This window comes from Streptomyces capoamus (assembly GCF_014654935.1).
Classification (GTDB): domain Bacteria; phylum Actinomycetota; class Actinomycetes; order Streptomycetales; family Streptomycetaceae; genus Streptomyces; species Streptomyces capoamus.
In genome coordinates this window covers 76764-92108 of sequence record NZ_BNBF01000027.1, presented here as the reverse complement: position 1 = coordinate 92108, position 15345 = coordinate 76764, and the positions used below count along the sequence as shown (strand labels likewise).

At 69.9% G+C, this 15345-nt stretch carries 12 protein-coding genes; 4 read left to right on the top strand and 8 right to left on the bottom strand.

The features are described 5' to 3' along the window. The 7 genes from IE312_RS32165 to IE312_RS32135 all read right to left on the bottom strand — a co-directional run. The coding region (locus IE312_RS32165) for an ATP-binding cassette domain-containing protein (RefSeq protein ID WP_189985776.1) at positions 1 to 518 on the bottom strand (518 nt) is incomplete at its 3' end. Between the two features lie 13 nt (positions 519 to 531). Further along, positions 532 to 1593, bottom strand: a complete 1062-nt coding sequence (locus IE312_RS32160) for an ABC transporter ATP-binding protein (protein ID WP_189985775.1) — start codon at positions 1591 to 1593, stop codon at positions 532 to 534. 15 nt (positions 1594 to 1608) lie between these two features. Next, the gene (locus tag IE312_RS32155) at positions 1609 to 2586 is read right to left on the bottom strand and encodes an ABC transporter permease (protein ID WP_189985774.1); all 978 of its coding nucleotides are present in this window, start codon (positions 2584 to 2586) and stop codon (positions 1609 to 1611) included. 93 nt (positions 2587 to 2679) lie between these two features. After that, complete coding sequence (locus IE312_RS32150; RefSeq protein WP_189985773.1) at positions 2680 to 4473, bottom strand: ABC transporter substrate-binding protein; 1794 nt, start codon at positions 4471 to 4473, stop codon at positions 2680 to 2682. 102 nt (positions 4474 to 4575) lie between these two features. Continuing rightward, complete coding sequence (locus IE312_RS32145) at positions 4576 to 5616, bottom strand: ABC transporter permease (RefSeq protein WP_189985772.1); 1041 nt, start codon at positions 5614 to 5616, stop codon at positions 4576 to 4578. Between the two features lie 482 nt (positions 5617 to 6098). Beyond that, a complete protein-coding gene (gene typA / locus IE312_RS32140; protein WP_189985771.1) occupies positions 6099 to 8006 on the bottom strand; it encodes a translational GTPase TypA in 1908 nt (635 codons plus the stop codon). Between the two features lie 132 nt (positions 8007 to 8138). Continuing rightward, entirely contained in the window at positions 8139 to 10442 is a 2304-nt protein-coding gene (locus tag IE312_RS32135) for an ABC transporter family substrate-binding protein (protein ID WP_189985770.1), read from the bottom strand. A 314-nt stretch (positions 10443 to 10756) separates the two neighbouring features. Here IE312_RS32135 and IE312_RS32130 point away from each other — a divergent pair, with 314 nt between their 5' ends. From IE312_RS32130 to IE312_RS32115, 4 genes are read left to right on the top strand one after another with little or no spacing between them, the layout of a single operon-like run. Beyond that, complete coding sequence (locus IE312_RS32130; protein WP_189985769.1) at positions 10757 to 11047, top strand: Rv0250c family protein; 291 nt, start codon at positions 10757 to 10759, stop codon at positions 11045 to 11047. Positions 11048 to 11080: 33 nt separating this feature from the next. Then, positions 11081 to 11902 (top strand): succinate dehydrogenase subunit SdhC, encoded by an 822-nt coding sequence (gene sdhC, locus IE312_RS32125; RefSeq protein ID WP_189985768.1) that lies wholly within the window; start codon positions 11081 to 11083, stop codon positions 11900 to 11902. A gap of 16 nt (positions 11903 to 11918) precedes the next feature. Then, a complete protein-coding gene (locus IE312_RS32120) occupies positions 11919 to 13853 on the top strand; it encodes a fumarate reductase/succinate dehydrogenase flavoprotein subunit (RefSeq protein WP_189985767.1) in 1935 nt (644 codons plus the stop codon). Beyond that, on the top strand, positions 13850 to 14623 hold the full coding sequence (locus tag IE312_RS32115) for a succinate dehydrogenase/fumarate reductase iron-sulfur subunit (RefSeq protein ID WP_189985766.1): 774 nt from the start codon (positions 13850 to 13852) through the stop codon (positions 14621 to 14623). Before IE312_RS32120 ends, IE312_RS32115 begins: the two co-directional genes overlap by 4 nt. On the opposite strand, the gene IE312_RS42790 is transcribed toward IE312_RS32115, so the two are convergent. Further along, a partial coding sequence (locus tag IE312_RS42790) for a hypothetical protein (protein WP_229900691.1) occupies positions 14601 to 15345 on the bottom strand: 745 nt, incomplete at its 5' end. The genes IE312_RS32115 and IE312_RS42790 overlap by 23 nt on opposite strands.

Below are 15345 nucleotides of genomic sequence, written 5' to 3'. Positions count from 1 at the left end.
TCGTGCGGGAAGCGGTTGTAGTGCTCGGGGTTGAGACCGACGGTCTCCAGCAGCTCGCGCACGCGCTTCTCCCGGCCACCGGGCGGGTCGATGCCGTTGATCTCCATCGGACCGGAGATGATCTTGCCGACCGTCTGCCGCGGGTTCAGCGAGGAGTACGGATCCTGGAAGATCATCTGGATCTCGGAGCGGATCGGTGCCAGCTGCCTGCGGGTGGCGTGGCTGATGTCCTGCCCGCGGTAGGTGATCGTGCCACGGGTCGGTTCCAGCAGGCGGGTGATGAGCCGGCCGGTGGTCGACTTGCCGCAGCCCGACTCGCCGACCAGGCCGAAGCTCTCCCCCGCGTGCACGGTCAGGTCGAGGCCGTCGACGGCCTGCACGGCGCCGACCGTCCGCTTGATGGGGAAGCCGCCCTTGACCGGGAAGTGCTTGACCAGCCCCGAGACCTTCAGCAGCGGCTCCGGCACCTCGTCCTCGACGGGCTCGCCGGTGGTGGGGAGGACCAGGTCCTCTGTCATGACGGTTGTCCTCTCAGCCCAGTCGGGGCCTGATCTCTTCCACGAAGATGGTGCGCTTCTGCTCCGCGCTCAGATGGCACGCCGAGGAGCGGTCGGGCGTCAGCGGGGGACGCTCGGTGGTGCAGCGGTCGCCGCCGACCCGGTCCCGGAAGGTGCACCGGGGATGGAAGCGGCAGCCGGACGGCGGGGTGAGCAGGCTCGGCGGGGTGCCGGGGATGGGCGAGAGCGGGGTGCCGAGGTCGGAGTCCAGCCGGGGCATGGAGTTCAGCAGGCCCCAGGTGTACGGGTGCTGCGGGGAGCGCAGGACCTCGTCCACCGTGCCGCGTTCCACCGCCCGGCCCGCGTACATGACCATGATGTCGTCGGCCATGTCGGCGATGACGCCGAGGTCGTGGGTGATGAAGACGATCGCCGTGCCGAACTCCCGCTGGAGGTCCTTGAGCAGGTCCAGGATCTGGGCCTGCACGGTCACGTCCAGTGCCGTGGTCGGCTCGTCGGCGATCAGCAGGTCCGGGTCGCAGACCAGCGCCATGGCGATCATGGCGCGCTGGCGCATCCCCCCGGAGAACTGGTGCGGGTAGTCGCGGACGCGCTCCGCGGGATGGGGGATGCCGACCTTGGCGAGCATCTCCACGGCCCGTTCCCAGGCGGCCTTCTTCGAGGCGCCGGTGTGCTTCATGTACGGCTCGGCGATCTGCCGGCCGATGGTGTAGAAGGGCGACAGCGCGGTCAGCGGGTCCTGGAAGATCATCGCCACCCGGTCGCCGCGGAGCTTCTCCATCTCCTTCTCAGTGGCGGTGATGAGTTCCTTGCCGTCGAGGACGATCTCCCCGTCGACCGTCGTGAACAGCGGGTCGTGCAGTCCGAGCACGGTCAGGTTGGTGACGGACTTGCCCGAGCCCGACTCGCCCACGATGCCGAGGGTCCTCCCGCGCCGCAGGTCGAAGGAGAGTCCGTCGACGGCCCTGACCGGGCCGTCCTCGGTGGAGAACGTCACCTGGAGATCGCGCACCGAGAGGAATACGCCCGGCCCGGCCGGGGCCGGTGCGCCCTCTGCCTTGGTCTCTGTGGTCACGATGGCTGGTTCTTCCTAGGAGAGCCGGATGCGCGGGTCGATCCACGCGTAGGTGATGTCGGTCAGGATGTTGATGGCGAGGATGAAGAAGGCGCCGAACAGCATGACCCCCATCGTCAGCGGGAGGTCCTTGTTGACCGCGCCGTCCACGGCGAGCCGGCCGATCCCCTGCAGGGAGAAGGTCAGTTCGGTGACGACGGCACCGCCCAGCATGGAGCTGACGTCGATGCCGAGCACGGTGACGATCGGAATGAGCGAGCCGCGCCAGGCGTAGCGCAGGAAGACGTACCTGCGTGACATGCCCTTGGCGCGGGCGGTGCGCACGTGGTCCTCGGCGAGCTGCTCGATCATCGATGAGCGCGCCATACGGGTGTACTGCGCGGTGAAGATGGTGGCCATCACGCACACCGGGATCGACATCCCGGTGAACCAGCCGACCGGGTCCTCGGTGAACGGCACGTACTTGGGGTCCTCCATCCAGCCGGTGCCGTAGACGAGGATCGTCAGCACGACCGGGCCGAGGAAGTAGATCTGGAAGGAGCTGAGCACCATGGACGCGCCGGTGGCGACCTTGTCGACCATCGTGCCGCGCCGGTACGCGGCGATCATGCCCGTGCCGACGCCGATGAGGAGGAAGACGATCGCACCGCCGGCGGTCAGGGTGAGGGTCAGCGGGAACCGGTCCATGATCGTGCTCCACACCATGTCCCCCGAGTAGAACGACACGCCCAGGCAGGGGGCCGGGCAGTGCCCGGTCGGGAAGTCACGGCCCGTCACGATGCCGGTCATGAACTCCCAGAACTGCTGGGCGAGGGGCAGGTTGAGCCCGAGGGCCTCCCGGATGTCCGCCAGCCGCTGGGGCGAGCAGTCCTTGCCGCAGGCCAGGGAGGCGTAGTCGGAGGGTGCGGCCACGAAGAGGAAGAAGGTCGCCGCGCCGATGAGGAAGAGCGTGACGAAGGCGCCGAGCGTGCGCCGGACGATGAACTGAAGCATGGCGGGCTGGCTCTCTGCGACAGACGGTGGGTGGGTGCGCTCGGAGCGGGGGCGCGCCCGTGGTCCGGGCGCACCCCCGTCGTCAGCCGCGGATCACGGCTTCAGGTACAGCCGGGTGATGTCGATGAGGCTGGACACCGAGCCGTAGCGGGCACCGCCCACGTGGGAGCCGGAGATCTGGAACTGCTTCGTGTACCACAGCGGGGCCGCCGGGATGACGTTCTCCAGCAGGTAGTGGTGCGCTTCCTTCCAGGTCTTGGCCGCCTCGGCCGGGTTCTGCGTCAGCGCCTTCTTGATGAGGGCGTCGACCTTGTCGTCCTTGACGTGCGAGTAGTTCGCGGAGCCGTTGGCGACCTGCGAGCCGTCGTAGATCGGGGTGACGACCGTGCCCGGGGACGGCCAGTCCTGGCCCCAGCCGGTGATGTAGGCGTCGTACGGGTTCTTCAGCTTGCCGATCTGCTCGTAATAGCTCGCCGAGTCGACCTCCTTGGCGACGACGTCGAACCCGACCTTGGTCAGGGCGTCCTCGACGGCGACCTTGCGCTTCTGGCCGGCCTCGCTGTTGGCGTAGGCGAACACGATCTTCTTCTCGGCGGCCGGGACGCCCTTGAGGATCTCCTTGGCCTTGGCGATGTTGCCCTGCGGGTTCTTCAGCCGGCCGTAGGGGTCGTAGGCCGGCTCGTAGCCGGGCAGCGTCGGCGCGAAGTAGTTCGGCGCGACGTCACCGCCGTAGGCACCGCCCTCGCCGGCGATGAGGGACTTGGAGTTGACCGCGTAGGTGACGGCCTCGCGCACCCTCTTGTCCTTGACCCGGTCGAGGTTGAAGGTCAGGCACATGACATAAGGCTGGTAGCCCTTGACCGTGCGCTTGCTGGCCCCCGGGTTGTTGATGACGTCCTGGATCTGCGTGGCCTCGACGCCGTTGGTGAGCTGGATGGCGTTCTTGTTGTCGCCCTCGTCGGCGATCAGACGCTTGGTCTGGGTGGACTCGGTGACGCCGAACTGGATGGTGAAGCCGTCGACGTACTGGTGGCGCACGGAGTCGGTCTTCGGGTCCCAGTTGGTGTTCCTCACCAGCTTCAGGGTCTTGCCGACCTTGTTCTCGGCGATCTTGTACGGTCCGGTGGCCACCGGCTTCTTCTCGTACCGCTCCTTGGTGTCGCCCTTCGCCGGGACGACGGCATAGCCGGCCATGGCCAGGGTCTGCGGCAGGTCCGGACGCGGCTGGTCGAAGTGGAAGACGACGGTCCTGGCGTCCGGGGTGTCCAGGACGGAGGCCGGCAGGTGCTTGCCGTCGAAGCCGCCGCCGGGCAGGGCCTTGCGGTAGTCGGCGCCGCTCAGCCAGGTCTGCAGGTAGGTGGGGCCGTCGAAGATGAACTTCGCGTACAGGCGCTCGATGCTGTGCCGGACGTCGGACGATGTGATGGGGTTGCCGTTCTCGTCCTTGATCCCGTCCTTCAGCGTGAACGTCCAGGTCCTGCCGCCGTCGGAGGACTTGCCGGAGTCGGTGGCGAGGTCACCGGCGACGGACACGTCGCCCTGGTCGTCCTCCTGGAACTGGGTCAGGCGGCGGAAGAGCAGATTGGCGACCTGGCCGGCGTCGGAGACGTAGATCTGGCCGGGATCCAGGTGGGACAGGCCCGCCTCCTGGTACACGGTGATCGTGCCGCCCGGCCTGGCGCCGGGCACGTCCTTCGCGGGTCCGGTCGATCCGGCGGCGTCGACATAGGTGACCGCCTTCGACTGGACCGCCGCTTCCTTCTGGTCCTTCTTGGAGTCCTTGCCGGACGGGCCGCCCTCGTTCTTCGAGCAGGCCGTCAGGGCCAGGGAGCCGGCCGCGAGGGCGATCACGACGGCGCGCGCTCCGCGGGCGCGATGAGAGATCATGTGGCGAATCCACCTACCTGTCGGTTGTTGTCCGTGAGATCTGCCGGGCGCCGGCCGCGCGGGCCGGCGGGGGCGGCAGCCACCCCCCACCCAACGGACGCCCTACCGCCCGGACTTGGGGTCGAACGCGTCCCGTACGGAGTCCCCGAGGAGGTTGAAGCACAGGACGAAGATCACCAGCGCCACCCCGGGGAAGAACATGAACGCCGGGTCCTGCTCCGCGTACCGGGCGCCGGCGGCGAAGAGGCGTCCCCAGTCGGGCGTCGGCTCGACGAACCCGACACCGGCGAAGGACAGGAAGGCGATGCTGAGGATGGTGCTGGGCAGCTGGTACGTGAACTGCACCAGGATCGGGGTGACGACGTTGGGCAGGATCTCCTTGCGCACGATCCGCCACGGGGAGGCACCCGAGACCTTGGCCGCCTCCACGAACTCCCGTTCGCGCAGGGACAGTACGGTCGACCGCACCAGCCGGGCCATGCCCATCCAGCCCAGCAGCCACAGCACGATGAGCATGGCCAGGGCACGGAAGTAGGTCGGCGTCGCCTCGCGCGGGTCCACGAAGAACGACGTCACGACGGGCATGAAGGCGATGAAGAACAGCTGTTGCGGGAAGGAGAGGAAGAAGTCGGTGCCCCGGCCGATCCAGTAGTCCGTACGACCGCCGAAGTACCCCCCGACCAGGCCGATCACGACACCGGTGACCATGATGAGGACGGTGATGCCGAGCGCCATGTAGAGCGAGGTCCGCATGCCGTAGAGCAGCATGGCGTAGAGGTCGCGGCCGTACTGCGGCTCGACACCGAACCAGTGGTCTCCCGAGACACCGCCCAGGTAGCCGAGCGGGAGCCCGAATTCGTCGAGGACCGGCTTGTCGGCATAGGTGGGGTCCTGGCCGTACAGGGTGTACGGGTTGGTGCCCGGCAGCTTGACGAGGAGCGGCGCGAGCAGGGCGACGGCGAAGTAGCCGATCACCACGACGGCGCAGATGACGCCGGTGCGGTCGCGTCGGAAGCGCAGCCACATCAGCCGGCCGGGGGACCGGCCCGTGAGCGTGACGGCTTCGGTCCCCGTCTGCGGCCCTGGTGCGCCGTCGACGACGACAGAATCCCCGCCGCCCTCGACATCGATAGGACTTGTCACGGTTCGTCCGTTTCACAGGTATGAGTGTGAGAGGTGCCCGCGTACTCCGAGGACGCGCGTGACCGCAGTCGGACGCGCGTAGTTACTGGGGTTCCCTCCTCATGACTTCACGTGTTCACCGATGAGAGGGGGGTTTCCGTCCACCCTCCGACACCCCTGACGGAGGGTCAGACACCCCCTGGTGCTCGTGAGTCGGCGCTGTCCCCACAGCGCGAGACCCATTGACCCGAGCGTTACGCGGCTAACTATCTGCCATCGGTCGACTACCGACCACTGCCCGCAGATCTCAATTCAGTCACAGCTCGCGCCCGCGCCTTCCGAAATTTGGACAAACGGTTCGCCGGAAGAAGGCGCGAAACGGACGTGTTACATAGCTATCGGGCAGCGGACTCCGGATGCCGGACGGAGGGCTGCCGAAAACGGGTTGCAAAAAGCCCGGGTGCCCCCACCGTGGGGACACCCGGGCTTCAAGTGCCGGGAGATCAGCCGTGCTTGGCGCGGCTCGCGGAGCGGGCACGCTCACGCTGGTCGAGGACGACCTTGCGGATGCGAACGGCCTCCGGGGTCACCTCGACGCACTCGTCGTCGCGGCAGAACTCCAGCGACTGCTCCAGCGACAGCTTGCGCGGCGGCACGATCGCCTCAAACGAGTCGGCCGACGACGACCGCATGTTCGTGAGCTTCTTCTCCTTGGTGATGTTGACGTCCATGTCGTCGGAGCGGGAGTTCTCGCCGACGATCATGCCCTCGTACACCTCGGTGCCCGGCTCCACGAAGAGCACGCCGCGCTCCTGGAGGTTCGTCATCGCGAACGCGGTGACGGCGCCGGAGCGGTCGGCGACCAGGGAGCCGTTGTTCCGGGTCGTCAGGTTGCCGAACCAGGGCTCGAAGCCCTCGTGGATGGAGTGGCCGATGCCCGTGCCCCGGGTCTGGGTCAGGAACTCGGTACGGAAGCCGATGAGACCGCGGGAGGGCACCACGAACTCCATGCGCACCCAGCCGGAGCCGTGGTTGGACATGTTGTCCATGCGGCCCTTGCGGACGCCCATGAGCTGCGTGACGGCGCCCATGTGCTCCTCGGGCACGTCGATCGTCATGCGCTCGACCGGCTCGTGGACCTTGCCGTCGATCTCCTTGGTGACGACCTGCGGCTTGCCGACGGTCAGCTCGTAGCCCTCGCGGCGCATCTGCTCGACCAGGATGGCCAGCGCCAGCTCACCGCGGCCCTGCACCTCCCAGGCGTCGGGGCGCTCGGTCTCCAGCACCCGCAGCGAGACGTTGCCGATCAGCTCGCGGTCCAGGCGGTCCTTGACCTGGCGGGCGGTGACCTTGCGGTCCTTCACGGCCGCCTTCGCGTCCGCGCCCTTGCCGGTGCCGCCCCGGCCGACCAGCGGCGAGGTGTTCGTGCCGATCGTCATCGAGATCGCGGGCTCGTCCACCGTGATCAGCGGCAGCGGGACCGGGTTCTCGGGGTCGGCCAGGGTCTCGCCGATCATGATGTCCGGGATGCCGGCGACCGCGCAGATGTCGCCCGGGCCGGCCTTCTCGGCGGGCTTGCGGGTGAGCGCCTCGGTCATCATCAGCTCGCTGATGCGGACATTGCTGATGGTGCCGTCGCGCTTGATCCAGGCGACCGTCTGGCCCTTGCGCAGCTCGCCCTGCTCGACGCGGAGCAGCGCGATACGGCCGAGGAAGTTGTCGGCGTCCAGGTTGGTGACGTGGGCCTGGAGCGGGGCGTCCTCGTCGAAGGTCGGGGCCGGGATGTGCTCCAGGATCGTGGAGAAGAACGGCTCCAGGCTGGTGGAGTCGGCCGGGACCGTGCCGTTCTCCGGCTTGGTCAGCGACGCGATGCCGTCACGGCCGCAGGCGTAGACGATCGGGAACTCGATCTGCTCCTCGTCCGCGTCCAGGTCGAGGAAGAGGTCGTAGGTCTCGTTGACGACCTCGTCGATCCGGGAGTCGGGGCGGTCCGTCTTGTTGATGCACAGGATGACGGGCAGGCGCTGCTGGAGCGCCTTGCGCAGCACGAAGCGGGTCTGCGGCAGCGGGCCCTCCGAGGCGTCCACCAGCAGCACGACACCGTCGACCATCGACAGACCGCGCTCGACCTCGCCGCCGAAGTCGGCGTGGCCGGGGGTGTCGATGATGTTGATGGTGATCGGGTCCCCGCCGTCCTTGGGGTGGTACTTCACCGCCGTGTTCTTGGCGAGGATCGTGATGCCCTTCTCACGCTCCAGGTCGTTCGAGTCCATCATGCGGTCGTCGACCGAGTCGAGCTGGTGGGCGGCGAACGCGCCGGCCTGCTTGAGCATGCCGTCGACGATGGTGGTCTTGCCGTGGTCGACGTGAGCGACGATGGCGACGTTGCGGATGTCGTGGCGCGTGGCCATAAGCTGCCGTACTCCCGGAAGTGTGAGGATCGCCCTGCGCGTACGTCCGTGTCGCGCGGGCCCTGCCGGGCTGGACACGCCACGGCCTCACCCCATCGTACGTGGCCTTTTCAGCCGGGGCTCGCCGGGCCGCTAGCCCTTGGGCCCGGCGGCCGGCACCTTCGCCCCCTTCTTCAGGAAGCCCATGTCCTCGTAGACCGGTGTCTGGAACCCGAACGCACCCGCGTTGACCAGGCTCTTCCGCGCACCCACCAGCTGGGGCCGCTGGTACAGCGGGATGGATCCGGCCGCCGCCCAGATCCGCGTATCCGCCTTCCGGATCAGGTCGCGCGCCTCGTCCTCGTCCAGCGTGGTCGCGGCCTCGTCGAAGAGCTGGTCGACCTGGTCGGTTCCGACCCGCGTGTAGTTCTGCTCGACGTTCACCGAGCCGTCCGCCGCCGGGACCGGCTTGGCGTAGATCGGCCGGGCGTCGGTCGCCGGGAAGGCCGAGGACGGCCAGGAGTACAGCGCGAGGTCGTAGTCGCCGGCGGCGATGTGGTCCTTGAAGTAGCTCTCGTCGGAGACCTTCGTGATCGTGGTCCGCATGCCGATCTGCTCCAGCATCGCCGAGATCCGCTCGGCGACCGTGTTCAGGGTCTGCGAGCCGGGCCCGGAGGGCAGCACGAAGCGCAGCGCGAGCGGCTTGCCGTCCTTGGCGAGCGGGCCGGCCGGCGCGGCGGCCGGGGCGGCCGTGCCCTTCGGGGCGTACGCGCCGGGCGCGCCGCCGTGCTTGCCCTCCTGGGCGAGGTGCTGGTCGCCGTGCTCGCGCTGGTCGCCGGCCGGCTCGTGCCGCCTGCCCTTGCCGTCGCCGTCCGTGCCGCCCTGGTCGCCGCCCGGCCCGTCGGCGCGCCCCTTGTCGTCGTCCTCCCCGACGATGTACTCGCCGTCCTTGCCGCCCTCCGAGGCGTCCTCGCCGTCGTGCCCGCCGTGCTCGGGGCCGGCCGCCTTCTCGGCCTTCTTCTGCTCCTTCAGCGGGCCGCCGCGCACCCAGCCGGCGTCGGCGAGCAGCGCCTGCGCCTCCTTGGCGTCCTGACCGCCGATCGCGCCGCTGTCGTCGGCGTAGGCGGCCTGCCCGGACAGGGCGAGGTGGCTGCCGACGGGGACGGCGGGCAGCCCCAGCGGGGTGAGCACCAGCCGGGCCAGCTCCACGCGGTCCAGGGCCCGGGCCACGGCCCGGCGGACCCGTTCGTCGGCGAGCGGGCCGGTGGAGCCGTTGAGGGCGAGCTGGGTGTAGGCCGGCTCCAGGGACTTGCGCACCTCGACGTCGCGCAGCGCCTGCTGCTGCTCCAGGTAGCGGGTGATGGCCTTGCGGAGCTTCTTCTTGCCGGCGTGCACCTGGTCGGAGTCGAGGCCGTGGGCGAGCGCCCAGGCACGCAGCTTCTTCACGGAGGTCTTGCCCCCGGCGCCCTGCAGCGGGGTGCCGGTGCCTTTCGCCCGGTGGGCGAGGCCGATCCGCTGGGCGTCGGAGGAGTCGATGTCGGCGAGGTCCACGCTGCCGTCGGCGAGCGCGGCGGCCCGCTTGTCGCGGGTCACGGCGTGCAGCACGATCTCGTTGAGCTTGGCGGGCTTGCCCCACCAGCGCGGGTTGCGGGTGAGGACGACGTCCTTCGCGGCGGTGTCGACCTTCTCGACCTTGAAGGGTCCGGCGGTGACCTTCAGCTTGCGGCGGGCGCCGTCGTTGAAGGCGTCCGGGCTGCCCATGACGTCCTTCGGGTACAGCGGGGAGAACAGCGACCGCCAGTCGGCGTAGGGGCGCGAGAAGGTGACCCGGACCTGGAGGTCGTTGGCGCCGCGCTCGATCTTGGCGATGCGGTCGTAGCCGGCGTTGCGGGCGGTCCAGTAGGCGCTGTTCCGCCCGGACAGGGCGCGCCACTGGGCGACGAAGTCGGCGGCGCCGATCTCCCGGCCGTCGCTCCAGACGGCCTGCTGGTTCAGCTTGTACAGCACCACCTGGCGCGGCTCGGTCTCGATGACCTCGGCCGACTCCAGGTAGGCGGGGTCGGCCACCGGCTTGCCGGCCGCGTCCAGCCGGTACAGGGACGGCAGCACGGCCTGGGCGATCCGGGTGGTGCCGGCGTCGGCGTCGGCCTGGAAGGTGTTCAGGGTCTCCGGTACGGCGTCCACGGCCCATTTCAGCGTGCCGCCGTCGGCGACCAGGTCCCGGGCGACCGGGGCGATGTCCTGCGGGGCGAGCGGGGCGCTGGCCTTCTCGTCCTCGGCGCAGCCGGTGAGCAGGGGGACGGCGAGGGCGCCCGCGCCGAGGAGGGCGAGGGTGCTCCGCAGGTGCCGCCGCCCGGGCCGCCACGCGGTGCCGCCGCCCGGTTGCGCGTGTGTCGTGGCTCGTCGCGCGGTTCCCCGCGCCGCTTCGGGGCGCTGCCCGACACCGTCGTAGGACATCTCTGCTACCTCCGGGAAGCCACGGGCCTTATGCTCGCATTTGTCGGTATTCGGAGCTGATCACGTTCGGCGGTATATGGAGCTGATCAGATCTATGCGGCCACTGAAGAGGAAAGGATCCGGCAACAGCGGGCGACACGGCGACGACAGCCGGTAAGCCCACCCGTGCGGCGCAACACACCGGGCGATGCACCCGTGCGCTCCGGCCAATCGCTGCACATCCCTTCACACCGGCGGGCGAGAGGCGCAACACTCCAAGGCGCATGCACGTTGCCGCCCATGGCCCGCCGGACCCGCGGAAGCGAGGGCAAGTCATGTCCGTGCACGACGACATCAACGCCGTACAGCGCTGCCTCGACGACCTCCACCGGTCGCTGGGCCAGCTGGAACACCGGCTCGGCGGCTCAGGGCTGGAGATACGCCGGGTGCGGCTGGACGCCGACCACCTGCGCGAGAGCCTGGCACTGCTGCGGGAGGCGGCCGCCAGCCCGATCGCGTCGCACCGGCCCGACCTCGTCACCATCTCCGACGCGCCCTACGACATCACCCTGTGGACGGACTCGGACGACGAGGGACTGGGCGCCCGCGACCGCCGCGCCCCCTGAACCACGCCACCCCTACCGACCGGAGTCCTAGACGTGGCCACTGGTACGGAACCCCGATACGACGGCGGTGGCGTGCGCGGCCGTACGCGCGCCGCGATCGCCGCCCCGCACCTGCGGACCGACCGCTGGTGGCTGGCACCCGCCGGCACCGCGGCCGGTCTGCTCGCGTTCGTCCTCTACTCCACCTGGCGGGCCTTCGCGAACGCCCACTACTACGCGGCGCCCTACGTCTCGCCGTTCTACTCGCCGTGCCTGGCGGAGAACTGCCGGACCATGCGCGCCGGGCCCAACGCCGACCTCTTCGGCAGCTGGTGGGCGATCTCCCCGGCCGTCATCATCCTGATCTTCCCGCTCGGCTTCCGGCTGACCTGCTACTACTACCGCAAGGCGTACTACCGGGCCTTCTGGGCCTCCCCGCCCGCCTGCGCGGTGGCCGAGCCGCACCGCTCCTACAGCGGCGAGACCCGCTTCCCGCTGATCCTGCAGAACGTCCACCGGTACTTCTTCTACGCCGCCCTGCTGGTGGCCGGCGTCCTCACGTACGACACGGTGCTGGCCTTCCGGGACCCGCACTACCGCTGGGGCCACATGGGCCTGGGCACCCTGGTCTTCCTGGCCAACATCGTGCTGATCTGGACGTACACCCTCTCCTGCCACTCCTGCCGGCACATCGTCGGCGGCAAGCTCAAGCACTTCTCGAAACACCCGGTGCGCTACCGGGCGTGGCAGTTCGTCGGGAAGCTCAACGCCCGCCACATGCAGCTGGCGTGGGCGTCGCTGCTGAGCGTGGCGCTCGCCGACTTCTACGTCTACCTCGTCGCGTCCGGGGTCTTCGACGATCCGAGATTCTTCTGATGAGTGAGGCCTTCTGATGTCCGTGGTGGACCGGCAGGAGTGGGACGTCGTCGTGGTCGGTGCCGGCGGCGCCGGGCTGCGGGCCGCGATCGAGGCGCGCGAGGGCGGCGCCCGTACGGCGGTGATCTGCAAGTCGCTGTTCGGCAAGGCGCACACCGTGATGGCCGAGGGCGGCATCGCGGCGGCCATGGCCAACGCCAACGAGCACGACAACTGGCAGGTGCACTTCCGCGACACCATGCGCGGCGGCAAGTTCCTCAACCAGTGGCGGATGGCCGAGCTGCACGCCCAGGAGGCCCCGGACCGGGTGTGGGAACTGGAGACCTGGGGCGCGCTGTTCGACCGGACGAAGGACGGCCGGATCTCGCAGCGCAACTTCGGCGGCCACGAGTACCCGCGGCTGGCCCATGTGGGCGACCGCACCGGCCTGGAGCTGATCCGCACGCTCCAGCAGAAGACCGTCGCGCTCCAGCAGCAGGACTTCGCGGAGAGCGGGGACTACGAGTCCCGGCTGAAGGTCTTCCAGGAGTGCACGGTCACCCGGGTCCTCAAGGACGGCGATTGTGTCTCGGGCGTCTTCGCCTACGAGCGCGAGAGCGGCCGCTTCCTCGTCCTGGAAGCCCCCGCCGTGGTGATCGCGACGGGCGGCATCGGCAAGTCCTTCAAGGTCACGTCGAACTCGTGGGAGTACACCGGCGACGGCCACGCGCTGGCGCTGCTCGCGGGCGCGCCCCTGCTGAACATGGAGTTCGTGCAGTTCCACCCGACCGGCATGGTCTGGCCGCCGTCGGTCAAGGGCATCCTCGTCACCGAGTCGGTGCGCGGGGACGGCGGGGTGCTGCGCAACTCCGGGGGCGAGCGGTTCATGTTCGACTACGTCCCGGACGTCTTCAAGGACAAGTACGCCGAGTCGGAGGAGGAGGCCGACCGGTGGTACGAGGACCCGGACCACAACCGGCGCCCGCCCGAACTCCTCCCCCGCGACGAGGTGGCCCGCGCGATCAACGCCGAGGTCAAGGCGGGCCGGGGCTCCCCGCACGGCGGGGTCTTCCTGGACGTGTCCACCCGGATGCCCGCCGAGGTGATCCGGCGCCGGCTGCCGTCGATGTACCACCAGTTCAAGGAGCTGGCGGACGTCGACATCACGGCCGAGGCGATGGAGGTCGGGCCGACCTGCCACTACGTCATGGGCGGCATCGCGGTCGACTCCGACACGGCGGCGGCCCGCGGGGTGCCGGGGCTGTACGCGGCCGGCGAGGTGGCCGGCGGCATGCACGGCTCCAACCGGCTCGGCGGCAACTCCCTGTCCGACCTGCTGGTCTTCGGCCGGCGCGCCGGCCGGCACGCGGCCGAGTACGCGCAGGGGCTGGCGTACCGGCGGCCGGCGGTGGACGACTCCCAGGTCGACACGGCCGCGGCGGAGGCCCTGCGCCCCTTCTCCGCGGAGGCGCACGGCGGCGCGGCGGGCCCCCCGGAGAACCCCTACACCCTGCACCAGGAACTCCAGCAGACCATGAACGACCTGGTGGGCATCATCCGCCGGGAGAGCGAGATGGAGCAGGCCCTGCACAAGCTGGCCGAGCTGCGGGTCCGGGCCCGGCGGGCCGGTGTCGAGGGCCACCGCCAGTTCAACCCCGGCTGGCACCTCGCCCTCGACCTGAGGAACATGCTGCTGGTCAGCGAGTGCGTGGCCCGGGCCGCGCTGGAGCGCACCGAGTCGCGCGGCGGGCACACCCGTGAGGACCATCCGGCGATGGACCGGGCCTGGCGCAACGTGAACCTGCTGTGCACCCTGGCCGACCCGTCCGGCGGCCTCGCCGCGGCCGACCCCGCCCGGGGGCAGATCCGCCTCAGCCGTGAGACCACCGCCCCCATCCGCCCGGACCTGCTCGCCCTCTTCGAGAAGGAGGAGCTGGTCAAGTACCTGGCCGAAGAGGAGCTGTACGAGTGAGCAGCCACGAAGCCCGCTTCAAGGTGTGGCGGGGCGACGGACAGGGCGGCGGCCTGAAGGACTTCACGGTCGAGGTGAACGACGGCGAGGTGGTCCTGGACATCGTCCACCGCCTCCAGGCCACCCAGGCACCCGACCTGGCCGTGCGCTGGAACTGCAAGGCGGGCAAGTGCGGTTCGTGCTCGGCGGAGATCAACGGCCGGCCGCGGCTGATGTGCATGACCCGCATGTCGGTCTTCGACCCCGGGGAGACCGTCACCATCACCCCGCTGCGCGCCTTCCCCGTGGTCCGGGACCTGGTGACGGACGTCGGCTTCAACTACCGCAAGGCCAGGGAGATCCCGGCGTTCGTGCCGCCCCCCGGCCTGGGACCCGGCGAGTACCGCATGTTCCAGGAGGACGTGGACCGCCCGCAGGAGTTCCGCAAGTGCATCGAGTGCTTCCTGTGCCAGAACACCTGCCACGTAGTGCGCGACCACGAGGACAACAAGCAGGCGTTCGCCGGGCCCCGGTACCTGATGCGGGTCGCCGAACTCGACATGCACCCGCTGGACGCGGCGGCCCGGGCCGGCCTCGACCGCGGGCGCACCGCCCAGGACGAGCACGGCCTCGGCTACTGCAACATCACCAAGTGCTGCACGGAGGTCTGTCCCGAGGGCATCCGGATCACCGACAACGCCCTGATCCCGCTGAAGGAACGCGCGGTCGACCGCAAGTACGACCCGCTGGTGTGGCTGGGCTCGAAGATCAGGAGGCGGTCGGGGGCGTAGCCGCCCAGTCCTCCCGGTAGGCCCGCCAGTCCGCCTCGGTGGCCGCGAAGTCCACGTAGAGGGCGACGCCGAAGGCCCGCCGTTCCGCGTCCGTGCGGGACAGGCCCAGCCGTACGCCCCGTACAGCCGCCGGGACGGTCTCGGCGTGCGCCCAGTGCCCGAACCGGTTCTCGTGGTAGAAGGGCAGGCCCATCAGCAGGTCGGTGCCGTCGGGGGTGACCTCCAGGGCGAGGCTGGTCTGCTGCGCCACATAGCCGCCGTACAGGCTCTGCAGCGGCTGCATGGTGTCGTACGACATGACGGCGATCTGGTCCACGCGGCGGGCCACCTGCCCGAAGTACTCCTGCGACCACCACTTGGGGTGGCCGGTGGTGGCACCCCAGAAGGAGTGGAACGCGGGCAGCGGGTCGATCTGGTGGGCGGCGACGGAGAGGACGGCGCCCCGGGCGTGGGTGAGGTCGCGCAGGTCGTCGAGGAGGCCGAGGTAGTCGCGGTCGCCGGAGTGCAGCGGTTCCAGGTCGAAGTGCGCGCCCTGGAAACCGGCGGCGAGGACGGCGCGGGTGGAGGCGAGGATCGCGGCGCGGGTGGCCGGGCGGTCGAGACGCAGTCCCTCGGGGCCCTCACTGGCCAGCTTGTCGCCGAGCCAGGCCTGGACGCGGACACCGGGCAGCTCCCGGTGGACGGCCGCCGTCAGCCGGCGGGCCCCCGGGTACGCCGACGCG